14 protein-coding genes are annotated in these 15,038 nt (G+C 57.3%); 6 read left to right on the top strand and 8 right to left on the bottom strand.

The features are described from left to right. Positions 1 to 424 precede the first annotated feature (424 nt). The 4 genes from repC to ACZ5FP_RS18395 all read right to left on the bottom strand — a co-directional run bounded on the left by repC (position 425) and on the right by ACZ5FP_RS18395 (position 5,396). Positions 425 to 1,801 carry a plasmid replication protein RepC gene (gene repC, locus ACZ5FP_RS18410; RefSeq protein ID WP_464663426.1) on the bottom strand — a complete coding sequence of 459 codons (1,377 nt, stop codon included), beginning with the start codon at positions 1,799 to 1,801 and terminating at the stop codon, positions 425 to 427. Positions 1,802 to 1,957: 156 nt separating this feature from the next. Continuing rightward, on the bottom strand, positions 1,958 to 2,968 hold the full coding sequence (gene repB / locus ACZ5FP_RS18405; RefSeq protein ID WP_464663424.1) for a plasmid partitioning protein RepB: 1,011 nt from the start codon (positions 2,966 to 2,968) through the stop codon (positions 1,958 to 1,960). 3 nt (positions 2,969 to 2,971) lie between these two features. Continuing rightward, the gene (repA, locus tag ACZ5FP_RS18400) at positions 2,972 to 4,171 is read right to left on the bottom strand and encodes a plasmid partitioning protein RepA (protein WP_464663423.1); all 1,200 of its coding nucleotides are present in this window, start codon (positions 4,169 to 4,171) and stop codon (positions 2,972 to 2,974) included. 391 nt (positions 4,172 to 4,562) lie between these two features. Next, positions 4,563 to 5,396, bottom strand: a complete 834-nt coding sequence (locus tag ACZ5FP_RS18395; RefSeq protein WP_464663421.1) for an aldo/keto reductase — start codon at positions 5,394 to 5,396, stop codon at positions 4,563 to 4,565. Positions 5,397 to 5,521: 125 nt separating this feature from the next. Here ACZ5FP_RS18395 and ACZ5FP_RS18390 point away from each other — a divergent pair, with 125 nt between their 5' ends. After that, the gene (locus ACZ5FP_RS18390) at positions 5,522 to 6,433 is read left to right on the top strand and encodes a LysR family transcriptional regulator (protein ID WP_464663420.1); all 912 of its coding nucleotides are present in this window, start codon (positions 5,522 to 5,524) and stop codon (positions 6,431 to 6,433) included. Positions 6,434 to 6,485: 52 nt separating this feature from the next. On the opposite strand, the gene ACZ5FP_RS18385 is transcribed toward ACZ5FP_RS18390, so the two are convergent. Next, on the bottom strand, positions 6,486 to 6,836 hold the full coding sequence (locus tag ACZ5FP_RS18385; protein WP_464663418.1) for a VOC family protein: 351 nt from the start codon (positions 6,834 to 6,836) through the stop codon (positions 6,486 to 6,488). Here ACZ5FP_RS18385 and ACZ5FP_RS18380 point away from each other — a divergent pair. Further along, complete coding sequence (locus tag ACZ5FP_RS18380; RefSeq protein WP_464663417.1) at positions 6,820 to 7,374, top strand: DUF3592 domain-containing protein; 555 nt, start codon at positions 6,820 to 6,822, stop codon at positions 7,372 to 7,374. The genes ACZ5FP_RS18385 and ACZ5FP_RS18380 overlap by 17 nt on opposite strands. Positions 7,375 to 7,424: 50 nt before the next feature. Here ACZ5FP_RS18380 and ACZ5FP_RS18375 read toward each other — a convergent pair whose 3' ends face one another. Beyond that, positions 7,425 to 10,568, bottom strand: a complete 3,144-nt coding sequence (locus tag ACZ5FP_RS18375) for an efflux RND transporter permease subunit (RefSeq protein WP_464663415.1) — start codon at positions 10,566 to 10,568, stop codon at positions 7,425 to 7,427. After that, positions 10,565 to 11,728: an efflux RND transporter periplasmic adaptor subunit gene (locus ACZ5FP_RS18370; protein WP_464663413.1), complete on the bottom strand. Its 1,164-nt coding sequence runs from the start codon at positions 11,726 to 11,728 to the stop codon at positions 10,565 to 10,567. The genes ACZ5FP_RS18375 and ACZ5FP_RS18370 overlap by 4 nt, the downstream gene beginning before the upstream one ends. 35 nt (positions 11,729 to 11,763) lie before the next feature. On the opposite strand from ACZ5FP_RS18370, the gene ACZ5FP_RS18365 reads away from it, so the two are divergent. The 4 genes from ACZ5FP_RS18365 to ACZ5FP_RS18350 all read left to right on the top strand — a co-directional run bounded on the left by ACZ5FP_RS18365 (position 11,764) and on the right by ACZ5FP_RS18350 (position 13,696). Continuing rightward, the gene (locus ACZ5FP_RS18365) at positions 11,764 to 12,609 is read left to right on the top strand and encodes a TetR family transcriptional regulator (RefSeq protein WP_464663411.1); all 846 of its coding nucleotides are present in this window, start codon (positions 11,764 to 11,766) and stop codon (positions 12,607 to 12,609) included. 153 nt (positions 12,610 to 12,762) lie between these two features. Then, the gene (locus ACZ5FP_RS18360; protein ID WP_464663409.1) at positions 12,763 to 12,945 is read left to right on the top strand and encodes a hypothetical protein; all 183 of its coding nucleotides are present in this window, start codon (positions 12,763 to 12,765) and stop codon (positions 12,943 to 12,945) included. 5 nt (positions 12,946 to 12,950) lie between these two features. Then, positions 12,951 to 13,244 carry a YkgJ family cysteine cluster protein gene (locus tag ACZ5FP_RS18355; RefSeq protein WP_223616087.1) on the top strand — a complete coding sequence of 98 codons (294 nt, stop codon included), beginning with the start codon at positions 12,951 to 12,953 and terminating at the stop codon, positions 13,242 to 13,244. 158 nt (positions 13,245 to 13,402) lie between these two features. Beyond that, positions 13,403 to 13,696, top strand: coding sequence for a hypothetical protein (locus ACZ5FP_RS18350; RefSeq protein WP_464663408.1), 294 nt, complete (start codon positions 13,403 to 13,405; stop codon positions 13,694 to 13,696). A 27-nt stretch (positions 13,697 to 13,723) separates the two neighbouring features. On the opposite strand, the gene ACZ5FP_RS18345 is transcribed toward ACZ5FP_RS18350, so the two are convergent. Further along, positions 13,724 to 15,013, bottom strand: coding sequence for an Hsp70 family protein (locus tag ACZ5FP_RS18345; RefSeq protein WP_464663406.1), 1,290 nt, complete (start codon positions 15,011 to 15,013; stop codon positions 13,724 to 13,726). Positions 15,014 to 15,038 lie beyond the last annotated feature (25 nt).

Raw genomic sequence — 15,038 nt, 5'->3', positions numbered from 1 at the left:
GAAACGAGCTCCAACACCGAACGCAGATCATTTAGTGTTGTTATCATTATATTAATTACCTTATCACGCATTTATAATGATAATAGCTTCCTTACCGTGGACTAAAAATACTGCTTAACCATCTGACACTTACTTCCTGAGCTGTCTTATAAGCGCAATTTCGCTCTGTGGTCGTCCATCGGCCCGGCACATGCCCATTTCCTGCATTTGCTCGGCGTTACAGCATTGGTTTTGAAGGGTTTTCCGGTGTCCCCTGCCCTCTCCGCTCTGTCCCGTCACCCGCCCGCCCACCGGTGTTTTCGTCTTATCGGCATATACAACTGTTCGTTTTCTCGCGTCTTGCGTGTTTGTACACATTGGATTTGCTGGGGTTTTCCGGGTGGTTTCGCCCGCGAAACGGTGTGGTTGGCGCGCCGCATTGGTGTCATTCCAGCTGCCCCTTGACCAGCCTGACATGGGTGCCATTGGCCCTGAGCTGGGCGAGCAGCATCGGCCAGACGGAGAATTCGCCCTTGGCCGCCTTGTCGGTGAGGGAGCGGAGGTAACCGCCCGCCGAATTGATCTGATCGGCCCTTTGCAGGATGCAGGCCATGGCAATGGCGGCGTTTTCCTGGCCGAGCACCGCACAGGCCTCCTCATAGGCGGATGGGCTGACGCCGAGCATGGAGCGCACGACAATGGCCGCGCCCATCAGTTCGGACCAGCTGGCAAGGCCGTTCCTGGCATAGGCCGCTATATCCGGACAGGCCTGGCGCACCAGTCCGAGCGGAACCGCTTTGGCCTCGAAGGCTTCCGCGCCCAGCCCGGAAAGATCGACGCTGCGGCCGGACATATCTGCCGGCAGCCCGGCGGCCTCCGGCATCCTTCGGTCCGGGCCCGGGTTTTCCGCTGCCTGGTTTTCCCCCTGCTCTTGCTGCGGTTCGCTCGGCAGATCCCCGTTGTGGTTGTGCGCGTCGGCTTGGCCTTGGTTTTTTCTAAAGCCAGGTTCAAAATCAGAAGTGGATTGGGTATTTGAATTTTGTTTGTGGCGCTCAGAATGAGACTCTTTGGCGCTTGTTTGTGTCGAATTCAGCTTATCCTGCAACAACTTGGAGATCTCCAGCTGGATGCATTCCAGGCCATCGACAACCGGCTCCAGATCGCGGATCGTCGCCTGGCGCGGAATGTCATCGATCACACCGCGAAACGCCGTGTGGTGGCCGTTCCAGTCGATGTCAGGCATTTCCTCAAAGCCGAGCTCAATCAGCTTGACGATGTCGCGGCGCAACAGCGTCACCTTCTCCTTCATCAGCTTCAGCTGCAGCCGCTCGGCCCGCACCGTCTGCGCCATGGTGTCGAACTCCTGCGCCCGCACCACCAATGGCGCCAGCGAGAAGCCAAAGGCCTCGCCGCCCTCCCCTGCCCCCGCTGCCCGGGTTTTGCGCGCATAGCGCTTGCCGTTGGGGCTGTCCTTGCGGAAAATCAGGCCGGTTTCCACCAGCGCGCTCAAATGCCGGCGCAGGGTTGCCGGCGCCATGCCGTGCGCGCGCAGCGACAATTGCACATTGGACGGAAACACCACCAGCCCGCCCGCCTCGCTGAGCGCGTTCTGCGGATAGAACGTCAGCAGCGCGTTCAAAACCACCAGCGCCCGGTCGGAAATCCCGATCAGCGCCCGCGCCTCGCACAAGGAGCGAAACAGCTTCCATTTGTCGACCGAAGCCTCTGGATCGACGTCGCTCGCCTGCGCCTGCGTTGCCAGCATGCCAAACGACAGCGATCGCCGCCCGAAGGGCGTCGTGAATGCATTCCCCGACTGCATCGTCTTCTACCTTTCCATAGGCAAAAGAAATCCACTCGCCCAAACGACGCCAAAATGTCTTGACACTGATTCCCGGAAATGCGATTCTCAAGTTACCACACTGTGAGAAGGGCTTCCGCGACGGCAACGTTCGGGAGCTTTTTTCTTTTGCGGTGTCTAGTCTCCTGTTTCCTTCCGGAATTCTTCAAACAAAGTCAGCAGCTTGCGCTCGACAAAAGCGCCGAACTGCGTGCCACTCCGTTTGTCGAAAGCTATATTAAGCGCCGTATCGGTCTCCTTGATCTTCGCCGGAGATGTTCCGTCAGGCGCAGTCCAAGCCGTCACACGCGGCTTGTCTTTGCTGATCTTGAGGAGATCAAAGATAATCTGAAAGCGAGCATCGCTCCTGGCTGCGAGAAAATCTGCATCTTCAACGTGCTTGAGGGCCCGCATGCGCTTGGCCCTGTCCTCGACCATATCAGCGATTTCTGCCCACCGTTGCCGCCCAAAAGACGGAGCCGGGCCGATCGCTTCGATCAATGGCGATGGCACACGCCTTACCAGGGCAATCATCCGTGACAGTGCCGCTTTATCCACGCCCAGTGACGACATGATTGTCTCGCGGCCAAACCCCTTGGTTTCCAGCTTTGCCGCAAAATAGCACCGTTCAATGAACGACAAGTCCGTGCGGGCGTTGTTTTCCTGGCCCTGCGAGACGATCAGTTGCTCGTCCGTGAGATCGCGTACAACAGCTTTAACCGTCCCGCCGATCTCCTTGACGGCGGCCAGACGCCTGTGACCATAGGCAACCTGAAACCGCCCTGCCCTTTCAGGATGCGGGCGCACCAGGATCGGGACCTGCTGGCCGTGTTCACGAATCTGGTCGACCAGACCGGATTGATCCTCCGCATCAACACCGAGACGATCAACAACGAACGAGGCATCAACCAGCGAAGGATCAAGCTCGATGATCGCCTGCCCTTCGGCAAGGCGCTTTTCAATTTCTTCCGCGCGCTGCGCCTTGGCGGATATGCCATCCAGCGATTGGGAGATTGCACCAACGGGGCTTGCCGGGCGCAATGGACGATCAAGGCCCAGCAAAGGCCGGCCGAGCGTTGTCCTGACAGGTGCCGCAGCTTCCGGTTCAGCGGTATCCGGCGTCATTTCAAACAGGTTCTTGCGCGCCATGGGTTACTTCCTTCCCCACGTTCTACGGAGCAGTTCTTCGATTTCACCATTGACCAATGTCAGGCTTTCCAGTGCGCGATCGTAGGTGCCGCGCGTGAACAGCGAACGGTCCACTTCGTAGAGCGTTTGCTTGGTCAGGCCGGCATCGGAAATCGCCGTGGATTTCAGCATTTCATTCTCAAGAACGCGATTGCCGAAAATCGAACGCATGAAGCCCGCCATCTGGTTTTGCGGGCCATCATTCGGTTCAAAGCGCGTCACCAGATAGCGCATCCAGTCATAGTCGGTCTTGCCCCCGGCATTCTCCACCACGGCAAGCAGATCGCTGGTCATGTGCAGGAACTGCGACATCGACATCACATCCAGCATCTGCGGATGAACCGTGATCAGGATGGCGGTTGCAGCACAAAGGGCCGACAGCGACAGGAAGCCCAGCTGCGGCGGGCAATCGAGGATGACCACGTCATAGGCGGATTCGATATCGGCAAGACATTCGCCAATCCGCGAGAAAAACATCGTATCGGGACGCTTGTCCGCCAGAACTTTCGGCGTTTCGTGCTCGAACTCCATCAATTCCAGATTGCCCGGAATGATGTGCAGGTTCGGCGTATAGGTTGCACGGACAATTTCGGTGATATGCCTGCGCTCGGAGCCGTAGCGGATGGCGCCGTACAACGTCTCGTTCTGATCCACATCTAGTTCCGGCTGGTGCCCGAACATGGCGGAAAGCGAAGCCTGCGGATCGAGGTCGATGGCAAGCACGCGATATCCCCGCAGCGCCAGATACTGCGCCAAATGTGCGGATGTCGTCGTCTTGGCGCTTCCGCCCTTGAAGTTCATGATCGAAATGATCTGCAGCTTTTCACCGTCCCGGCGATGCCGCACATATTTGGCAGCACTCTTGCCGTTGGCATCGAGCAGACGGCGCAGTTCTTCCAGGTCATTGACGGAATAGAGCCTGCGACCATTGGGTTGCGGCGCGGGGCCATGACCATCCGCCACGATCTGGCGCAGATACCCCTCATGAATGCCGATGAAGTCTGCAGCCTCGGCCGGCGTGAAAAGACGGATTGTCTTCTGCGCCGTGGGCGGGAAAATGCGTGATTGATGAGCTTGCAGCTGCCGCGCCAAATCTTCAGCGTCAGATGCGATCAACGACCGCAACGTCGTTGCGGGCACATCTGCCGGGTTCTGATCAAGCATCTCAACCTCTCATCCGCGCATTTTGGTCCAAACTTTAAAAATATGCGCTGATTACAATATGGAGAGATTCTCTTTTTGTGGCAAACTGTTTTAGGTTAACCAACAGTTAAGTGGGCTGACGCCCCAGGAAGCCACCGCTGTTGTACGCGTACAACCAATTCCAGGAATGCTTGCCCGCGAATCCCGCACTGGCAGGTGGCCGTCGTTGCCGATAAGTTGTACGCGTACAACGCCGGACAATCGCAACATTGCGTGATCTTCGGCAAATAAAATGGAATCACCATTCCTCGCATCATAACAGGTATCAGGCAGTTCACCTCCCTTGCAAAGACAACGGAGGTGAACTGCAGTTTCATCCCATCGCAGGCAGCTTTCTTGCCTGCGGCCTTGCTTATGCAATTTTATCCCATACCGGAGCCAGGCCGCTCGGGCTGACGATACGGCCGTCCGTACGCGCAAGTCCATGGATGGCCGTCATATCCGCATCATTGAGCGCAAAGTCGAAAACGGCGAAATTTTCGATCGCACGTGCCTCGCTCACGGTTTTCGACAAAGCAATCATCCCACTCTGCTGCACCATCCAGCGCAACACAATCTGGGCAACGGTTTTTCCTTCGCGCGCAGCGATGTCCATGAGCATGGAATCGGCAAAAACAGCGCCGTCTGCCATCGCGTAATAGCCGGTCACCGACAGGCCAGCCTTTCGCGCCGCATCGATGACGGGCTTCTGGTCGAGATAGGGATGATACTCTACCTGGTTGGTTACCAGCGGTGCATCGGTCAGCGCCACCGCTTCGGCCATCAGCGTTGTATTGAAGTTGCTCACTCCGATATGGCGCACTTTGCCCTCCGCCTTCACTTCGTTCAGGGCGCCAATCTGTTCGGCAAGCGGTACTACATCATTCGGCCAATGCAGCAGCAGAAGGTCTACATAATCGGTCTTCAGTTTTTTTAGGCTCTCTTCGACCGAGGCGACGAAGGCATCACGCCGATAATTGTCAACCCAGACCTTGGTTGTCAGAAATACATCACGGCGTGCAACACCCGAATTGAGAAGACCTTCGCCGACCTCGGCTTCGTTCCCATAGATCTGCGCAGTATCGATGTGGCGGAAACCCAGTTTGAGCGCATGCGGCACCATGCGCAGAACATCGGCACCGGGCATACGGAACGTGCCAAAGCCCAGAGCGGGTATCGAGGCACCATTGGCTGAAACGGAATGCATTGTATTCTCCTGTGTTATTCCACGGTTACTGACCGACATATGGCGCAAACCCATTGCTGTTATAATGCAGTAAAATAAACTATGGTCTGTGAAATGAATTCATATGAATGGCCGAGGTGTTTGCCGTGAACAATCGCGCAGGCGAGATGGAGGTTTTCGTGGAAGCCGTGGAGCGCGGCAGTTTTACCGCCGCGGCCGAACGGCTTGGTCTGTCGCCCTCCGCCATAAGCAAGCTGATCACCCGGATCGAAGAACGTCTCGGCACGCGCCTGCTTGTTCGCTCGACGCGGGCACTGCAGCTGACGCCGGAAGGCGAGGCCTATCATCAGCGCGCGGTGCGTATCATTGCCGAAATCGAGGAGACGGAACGGCTGATGACCTCGGGCGGCGCGGCCGTTGCGCGTGGTCTGTTGCGCGTCAACTCGTCGGTGGGTTTCGGGACGCGCTGCATCGTTCCCCTGGTACCGGCTTTCCTGGCGCGTTATCCCGATGTCGAGCTGGACCTGTCACTCTCGGATGGAGTCATCGACATCATCGAAGAGCGCGCGGATGTGGCCATCCGCACCGGCCCCATGCGCGACTCGGGCTTGAAGGCGCGCAAACTGGGCGAGAGCCGCCGCGTGGTCGTGGCTGCGCCGGACTATCTGGCCAAGTACGGTGTTCCGCAGACGCCGGACGAGCTGGCACAGCACAATTGCCTGACGTTCAATTTTCGCCGCAGCATGGATGAGTGGGCGTTCCGCTATCCGGGGGAGGAGCGCATTCGCCCCATCGCGGTGAAAGGCAACTTCAAGGCCAATAACGGATCGAGCGTGCGACAGCTGGCGATTGCAGGACTGGGACTGGCGCGCATTGGCCAGTTTCACGTGCAGAAGGATCTGGATGCTGGTACACTCGTACCGGTTCTCGATGATTATAATCCGGAAGACATGGAGTTTATCCATGCCGTCTTCGCCGGACATGAGCATATGGCTGCTCGCATTCGCGCCTTCATCGACTTTCTAGTGGAAAGTAACCCCGCGGACATGACCGTATAAGAACTATCTTGTTTTAAAATCATATAGTTAAATGGTTAACCGAAATATAGGTTCAGCCGTGTGAGAGAATATTGACGATATTTCCGAAGGGATCGCAGACATAGAAGCGGCGCACGCCCCATGGCTCAATGGTTATATCGTATGGAATCTCCAGTCCGGCTGCTTTTGCCCGCTGATAGATGATGTCGACATCATCGACCTCGATGGAAAGGGAGGGGAGGGGGGTGCCTGAACCGCCTTCGCTTGCCACACTTACTTCCGGCCTGGAGGTCACGTCAGAAGCGAATGTCAGTATCCAGCCGTGATCCATGACCACGTCGAGATCGAGCAATTCCTGATAAAATTTCCTGGCAAGTTCAGGATCGGATGCCTTGAGATTTGGCACTATGCGTCGAACGGCCATCGCTTCCTCCCACGTATCGCCAGCCGCCTTCTTAGCGTTCAGCGCCGACTTGATCTATACGCCAAGTTCATTAAAAACTCTGCCCATGCGTGGCTCAACAATCGCCAAACCCGTTTTTCTCGCCGTGACGCTGATTCTCTTCGGAGTTTCAGGTTATTTGGCGATACACGCACATCGTTTCATCGTTCACGCGCAACAGGCTCAGGGGCGCGTCGTTGAAATGCTGATGGAGTCGCCCGGAAACGGGGGACCCGCTCTTTCTCGGCCCATGGTCGAGTTCATGACAACGGATGGCACCAGAATCGAATTCAAGTCGACAAGTGCTTCCTATCCACCATCCTTTGCTCGCAACGAAATCGTTACCGTCTTCTATGATCCCGATGAACCGCAATCGGCCGAGATCGATAGTTTCTTCTCCTTGTGGGGAGGGGTGGTCATCACAAGTGGGCTCTGCGTGGTCTTTGCAGGTTTTACGACCGCGTTCTATCTGCGCGTGCAAAAGTCTCGGCACAAGCAAACATCACAAGCAAAATCTTAACTGGAAAAAGAAAGCCCCCTCGATCCAGAGCGGGGAGGGGGCTTCATCTGCTACTCAGCTGGCGCCGGCGCCGGTTGCGTATCGGGCAGGGATGATTTCTTCTTGCCCGGGTCCTTCCAGGCGATAAGCCGGTAGAACATCGGGATGAAGAATGTCGCAATAAAGGTCGCCGCCAGCATGCCGCCTATAACGCCCGTACCGATCGCATGACGGCTTGCCGAACCGGCACCTGAACTGATGGCCAGCGGTACAACACCCAGAATGAACGCGAGGGAAGTCATGACAATCGGCCGGAAACGCAGCCGTGCGGCCTCGATGGCAGCTTCTGCCGCCGAATAGCCTTCCTGGCGTTTCATGACGGCGAATTCGACAATCAGGATGGCGTTCTTTGCCGCAAGACCGATCAGCGTCACCATGCCGATCTGGAAGTACACGTCATTGGTCAATCCGCGCAGCATAGTCGCGGCCAAGGCACCGAAAAGTGCGAAAGGCACCGCCATGATGACCGCCAGCGGCAGGCTCCATTTTTCATACTGGGCCGCCAGGATCAGGAACACCATGATGATGCCGAAAATCATCGCCTGCGAGCCTGTACCGCTCGTTGCCAACTCCTGAAAGGAGGACCCAGTCCAGGCGATCTGGAAGCCTTCGGGCAGCGTCTCCTTGGCCACTTGCTGCATGGCCTTGATGGCATCGCCCGATGTGTAACCCGGTGCCGGATTGCCGGTCACCTTGGCGGCGCTGAAGGCATTGAACCGCTCGAGCTGATCCGGACCAACAATGCGCTTGACGCTCACCAGGGCGCTGAGCGGAATCATACTGCCGGAATTGGCACGCACAAACACCTGGCGCAGGTCATCGGGCGTACGGCGGAAATCCGCTTCCGACTGCAGGTTGACCTGATAGTTACGGCCATACAGTGTGAAATCATTCACGTAGAGGCTGCCGAAGGACGCCTGCATGGCATCGAAGACAGAATTGATCGGAACATTCAGCGCCTTGGCCTTGTCGCGGTCGAGATCAAGCTGGTACTGCGGCACATTCGGATCAAACGTCGTTCTCACGCTCGTGAGTTCGGGGCGCTTGGATGCAGCCTCGACGATTTTATTTGTGGCGTCCGTGAGCTTCGCCACATCGCTCCCCGTGCGGTTCTGTACGTAAAGCTCGAAACCGCCCGTCGTACTCAATCCCTGAATGGGCGGCGGATTGAATGCCAGCACCATGGCATCTTTGATACCCGCATTCATCCCCATGATCGGACCCGCCATATTGCGGGAATCGAGTTCCGGCGTCTTGCGTTGGCTCCAGTCCTTCAGGGTGAGGAAGGTGGTGCCGGCATTGGACTTCTGCCCGCCCGAGAGGAGATCGAAACCGGCGATGGCAAAGACGTTCTCGGCCGCAGGATGCTTCGCCAGATTCTGCGATGACTGCTCCATGGCCGCTTTGGTTCGCGTCAGGGAAGCCGCAGGGGGCAGGACCGCAACGCTGAGAAGCACGCCCTGGTCTTCGTCAGGAACAAGCGAGCCCGGTATCTTGTAGAACATATAGGCCGTGCCGCCGATCAGGAAGGCAAACAGCGTCAAGCCGATGGCGACCCGTTTGATCAGGAAGCGAACGCCTGACGTATAGCCTGACGCCACGCGGTCAAAAGCCCGGTTGAAGATACGGAAGGGCAGGGCCGGTTCATGATGACCCGGTTTTAGGATCAGGCCGCAGAGCGCCGGCGTCAGCGACAATGCGACAATGCCCGAGATGGTCACCGACATGGCGATGGTAACGGCGAACTGCTTGTACATGGCGCCGGCAAGCCCGCCCATGAAGGAAACAGGCACGAACACCGCGCACAGCACCAGAACGATGGCGACAACGGGTCCGGTCACCTCGCTCATCGCCTTGATCGCCGCCTCGCGCGGCGGCAGCTTTTCTGTCGACATGATGCGTTCGACGTTTTCCAGCACCACGATCGCGTCATCGACCACGATACCGATCGCCAGCACGAGACCGAACAGTGTCAGCAGGTTGATGGAGAAGCCAAGCACGTACATGCCGGCAAATGTGCCGATGATCGAGATTGGAACGGCAATGACCGGAATAAGCGTGGCGCGCCAGTTCTGCAGGAAGATGAAGACCACCAGCACGACGAGAATGATCGCTTCGATGAAGGTGGTCACGACTTCATCGATCGACGCCTGGATGAATTTGGTGGTGTTGTAGGGGATCGAATAGTCCATGCCTGTGGGGAAGGCGGCTTTCAGCTCATCCATGCGGCTGCGCACGGCTTCCATCGTGTTGAGCGCATTGGCGCCCGGCTGCAGATAGACTGCGATGGGAATAGCAGGCGTGCCATTGAGCTTGCTATCGACGGCATAGCTCTGTGCGCCGAGTTCCACCCGTGCCACATCACCAAGCCGCAGGGTTGCCGCGTTGGGAGAAGAGCGCAGGATAATGTTCTCGAAAGCCTTCGCATCAGGCAGACGACCCATTGTTGTGGCGGAATAGGTGAAGGCATTGGACTGGGGATCAGGCTGATCACCAAATTTGCCTGCGGCGAACTGGGAATTCTGCTCGCGAATGGCCGTTGCCACATCCGTCGGGGTCAAACTGTATTGTGCCAGCTTGTCGGGGCGCAGCCAGATGCGCATGGAATAATTGGGATTGCCGAGAACCTGCGCGTCGCCGACACCCGGAATGCGCTTCAGATCGTCGACAACGTTCAGCAGCGCGTAATTGCCGATATAGGTGCGGTCATACTGGCCGCCCTCGGAAAACATCGCGACAAGGCCGAGAATGGATGTGGAGCGTTTGGCGACGGTCACACCCTGCCGGGTCACGTCCTGCGGCAGGGTCGATGTCGCGCGCTGCACGCGATTGTTGACGTTGATCGTCGCCTGGTCAGCATTGGTTCCCAGCGCAAAGGTTACCGTCAGCTGCATCTGGCCGCTGGCCGAGTTGGTCGACTGCATGTAGAGCATGTTTTCGACGCCGTTGATCTGCTGCTCCAGCGGTGATGCAACGGTTTGGGCGATGGTTTCGGCGCTGGCGCCCGGATAATTGGCGCTGACCACCACCTGCGGCGGCGTCAGTTCCGGATACTGGGCAATCGGGAGCACCCTTATCGCGACAATGCCAGCGAGAACGATGATGATCGAAATGACGGCCGCAAAAACCGGCCGGTCGATGAAGAACCGGTTCATTGGGTCACCAGCGCCTGTTTCACACTGTCAGTCGCCGAAACCAGTTGTCCCGGTTTGACCTTGATGACACCTTCCGTGACCACACGGTCACCCGCGGCGAGGCCGGAAAGTACGATCCAGCCCTTGTTGACCTGCTGACCAAGATTGAGCGGCCGGACTTCCGCCTTGCCTTCATTGTTCACGATATAGACGAACTGGCCTTTGGGTCCCTGCATCAGGGCCGCTTCAGGAATGACGATTGTATCGTTCACCGTCACACCCGTCACCGTCGCGCGGACGAACTGGCCGGGAAGGAGACGGCGATCCGGATTGTCGATGATGGCACGCACACCCAGCGTGCCCGTTTCCAGATCAAGACTGCTTGAGGTGAAATCGATGGTTCCGAGATGATTGTAAACCGTGCCGTCGCCAAAGGAGAGTTTAACCGCAAGCTTGTTGGCTTCGAGCCCCTTGGCTTTGCGCTCGTCCAGCAGACGGCGGATTTCCGCCGCTTCCGTATCGGTAAAGGAGAAGTTGATATAGACCGGATCGGTCTGCGTAATCGATGTCAGCAGGCTGGAAGCCGCATCTGTTCCAATCAGGCTGCCTTCCGAAACCTGCTCGCGTGTTGTCACACCGCTGATGGGCGCAGTCACTTTCGTATACTGCAGATTGAGTTCTGCAGTCCTGACCTGCGCCTTTGCCGCGGCAACCGCTGCAGCGTTCAAATCGCGTGTCGATACTGCCGTATCGCGCGCCGCGGTGCTCTGCACTTTCTGGTCCACCAGTGTCTGCGCCCGATCCGCATCTCGTATGGACTGTGCGTACTGAGCCTGAGCCTGTTGCAGCTGGGCCTGGACGCGAGCAAGCTCCGCTTCATAAGGCGCCGGATCGATCTCAAACAGCAGATCGCCGGCTTTCACTTCCGAACCTTCGATGAAATTCCGCTTCAGGAGAATACCGCCAACGCGGGCACGCACCTGCACGTCACGGTATGCCGTAATCCGCGCCGCATATTGGTAGGACAGGTCCACTTCCTCCGGCTGAACCGCAACCGCCGTTACTTGTGGCGGGGGAGGGGCCTTGCCGCCTGCCTGCTGGGCATTAGCCGGCAAATTGAATGCCAGCGTCGCGCCTGTAAAAAAAACGAGACTGAGAAAACGGGTACCGAGCAAAGTCATGGGAGGGTTCGCTTGTCCGAGGAATATCTGGGTGCATGTACAAACATACATCCGTGATTGTAAATAAACGAAAGCGTGATATTGTGTCGGAAAATCGACCGGACGCGATCACGTTTGGGTTATCGAACCAGCGGTACGAATGGCCGCCATCGAATAGCTCGCTGACGATGTCCCGGCATCCCCGGAGGGATCACCCGAGCGAAGGAGGCATTATGCGCAGGACCAAAGCCGAGGCAGGAGCAACGCGGGAAGCCATTCTGGATTCCGCGGAAACTGTCTTCTTGGAACATGGTGTCAATCGGTCAACCCTGAACCAGATTGCCGAACATGCCGGCGTAACGCGCGGCGCCATCTACTTCCACTTCAAGGACAAGATCGAACTCTATCAGGAGGTCGTCGAACGCGTGCGGCTGCCACAGGACGATCTTCTCACCAAGGCAATCTATTGCGAGAACGCCAACCCTCTCGATATTGCCCTGGATGCCGGTATCTATTGCCTTGAGAATTTTGCGGGCGATCCGAGAAAACAGCGGGTTTTCACGATCATCACCCAGCGTTGTGAGTACGTCGGTGAAATGGCCCAGATCCTGGAGCGGTTGCGTGCGCTCAACGACGAAGTTCATCACATGCTGTTGCGTTTGACGACACTGGCCAAGAAGCGCGGCATGCTGTCATCCGCCTGGCATCCAGACATTGCGGCGCGCGCCTTACAAAGCACGATGTCCGGGCTGCTGTTCGAGTGGATGCGGCTCGAGAAGAATTTCGACCTGGTCGCCGCCGGGACAATGACGATGACCGCCATTGTCGACTCCTTCCGCAAGAAGGACATCCCTGTTGATGCGCCTGTCATCAGGGTCAAGAGGCAGTTGGTGGTATCCTGATCATCCCATTGTCTCATGCTGCTTCCCCAGATAAATGGCCCCCAAGCCTAGTATCGGTGCCACATACGGAGTAAACAACGGCTCCCTTCCTGCGCTGTCGGTCTGCTTGGCAATCCGTATCGCTCATCAGGGCGAACACGAGAGGATTGAACAATGGCCATCAAGTTTACCGCCAAAGACCCGGCAATCACCGAAAGCCCTGCACCAGCAAAAGTTGCCAAGCCTGAAAAGCTTGAATCGGTCGCGCCTTCTTCGGATACCGAAACCGGATCAGGCGACAGTGATCTCTTCAATGCGGCTCCCAAGACGCCGGCGCGCAAACGCAAGGGCAAATAAGGCGTATGGAGGCAGGCGAGATTTTTGATTGCCAATCCTGCGGCGCCTGCTGTTGCTACTCATCCCAGTGGCCGCGATTTTCCACGGAAGACGACGCGCAGCTTGCGCTTATTCCAGCCAAATATGTTGCCAGTGATGAAAGCGGCATGCGATGTGTCGGTGTCCGTTGCTCCGCGTTGACTGGTGAAATCGGCAAGACCACCGCTTGTGGAATTTACGACGTGCGGCCCGAAGTGTGCCGCTCCTGCATGCCGGGCGATCCAGAATGCCTTATGGCACGCAAGGCCCACAATCTCTGAGTTTGAACCTCGCAACATATCCCGCATGATTTCCATCAATAAGATGTGATTCCGATGTGTCCGGATCGGTCAAAAACTTGCCCCGATTGCGGCGGTAACTCCCGCAGCCTTTCGAACTGTACTGCCTGCATCCAATTCAAACTATCCGGAGAGTCATCATGCATAGAAGCAATGTCGAGCGTGAACCGGAATATGTAAGGGACCGCACCGAAGGACCGCAAAATCTGGGACGCATTTACCTGTTGAGTCTGGCACTGTGCGCCGCGCTGATTGCCACGACCGCCGTTGGATACGAATCCGAATGGCCAGATGTCGTGACGATAACCGCTTCCACGGCAAATCCAGAATTTTACCAGAGGGCAGACGGCAAGACACCCCTGACCTTCTGCAACACCGCCGAGCACACACCAGGGGCGGATCCAAAGCCGGCATGGCGCACATTTGATATCTGATACCCGGCCGCTAGGGCCGGGCAGCGTTTATGCAGTCCACTGCGGGATGTCGTCGCGCTCGCCGATGAGCGCAAGCCCATGCGCGATCGAGAGCAGTTCGCCGCCTGTCTCGATCCGGTCCTGCGCGAAACGTTCAGTGAATATGCGCCGCACGGCTGGGACAAACGATGTCCCGCCCGTCAGGAACACTTTGTCAATTTCACCTGCCACCGTATTGGTCCGTTCAAGGACATCGTCAAGTGCGCCTTCGATGCGGGCGAGATCACCGGCAATCCATCCCTCGAATTGGCTGCGCTTGATGAGCTTGCGGCTGCCGCGGCCGAGCGGTTCGAAATTGAACTCAGCCTCGTCGGCGGTCGATAGCGCCATCTTGGTAGCCGATACGGCCTGATACAGCGGATAACCTTCATCATGGTCGACAAGATCGACGAAAGTCTCAAGTTTTTCCGGCTCCAGACTGGCCCGCACCAGCTTCTTCAGTTCGGAAAACTCCCGGGATGTCTTGAAGATGGACAACTGGTTCCATCGGCCGAAATTGGCATAATAGGAGGACGGGACTTCGAGTGTCTTGTCGAAGCTCTTGAAGAAACTTCCCTTGCCGATTTGCGGAGCGACGATGCTGTCGATCATCCGGTAGTCGAAATGATCGCCGGCAATGCCGACACCGGAATAGCCGATGGGCGTTGCGCTGAGCTTTCCGCCGTGCGTCTCGAAACGAATGAGCGAATAGTCGGTCGTACCCCCGCCAAAATCCGCCACAAGAACGGTCGCATCGGCCTTAAGGTTCTGGGCAAAATAGAAAGCCGCCGCCACCGGCTCGTAGACATAGTGGATTTCAGGAAAACCGAACCGGGTGAGCGCCTCGTTGTAACGCGCCGTTGCCAGGGCAGGATCCGGATTGGCTCCGGCGAAATGTACTGGCCGGCCAGTCACGATGCGTTTGACGTCCGTGGGCCAATCGTTACCGGCATAGCTCCGCAACCGGCGCACAAAAATTTCCATCAGGTCTTCAAACGAATGGCGCTTTGCAAAGACAAGCGTGCCCTGGAAGAGGGCACTCGCGGCAAATGTCTTGATCGACTGCAGAAAGCGGCATTCGCCGGGGTTATCGATGAACTGCCGGATCGCCGCGTGCCCGGCCTCAACCTTCAATGCCGCCGCACCGGCAAGAGGGTCCTTCATGAAGGATAGTGCCGTGCGCATGCTATCGGCTGTGCCGGTCGCATTGGTGAAGGACAGCGAACGTGTCTTTGTCCCATCCGCCAATGCCAAAACCGTATTGGTTGTGCCAAAGTCGAAACCCAGCGCCTGAGCCATTGCCGCGCTCCTTTATGCCATGAAT

Source organism: Phyllobacterium sp. T2-21, from assembly GCF_055378485.1.
This window is presented reverse-complemented; position numbering and strand designations above follow the sequence as displayed.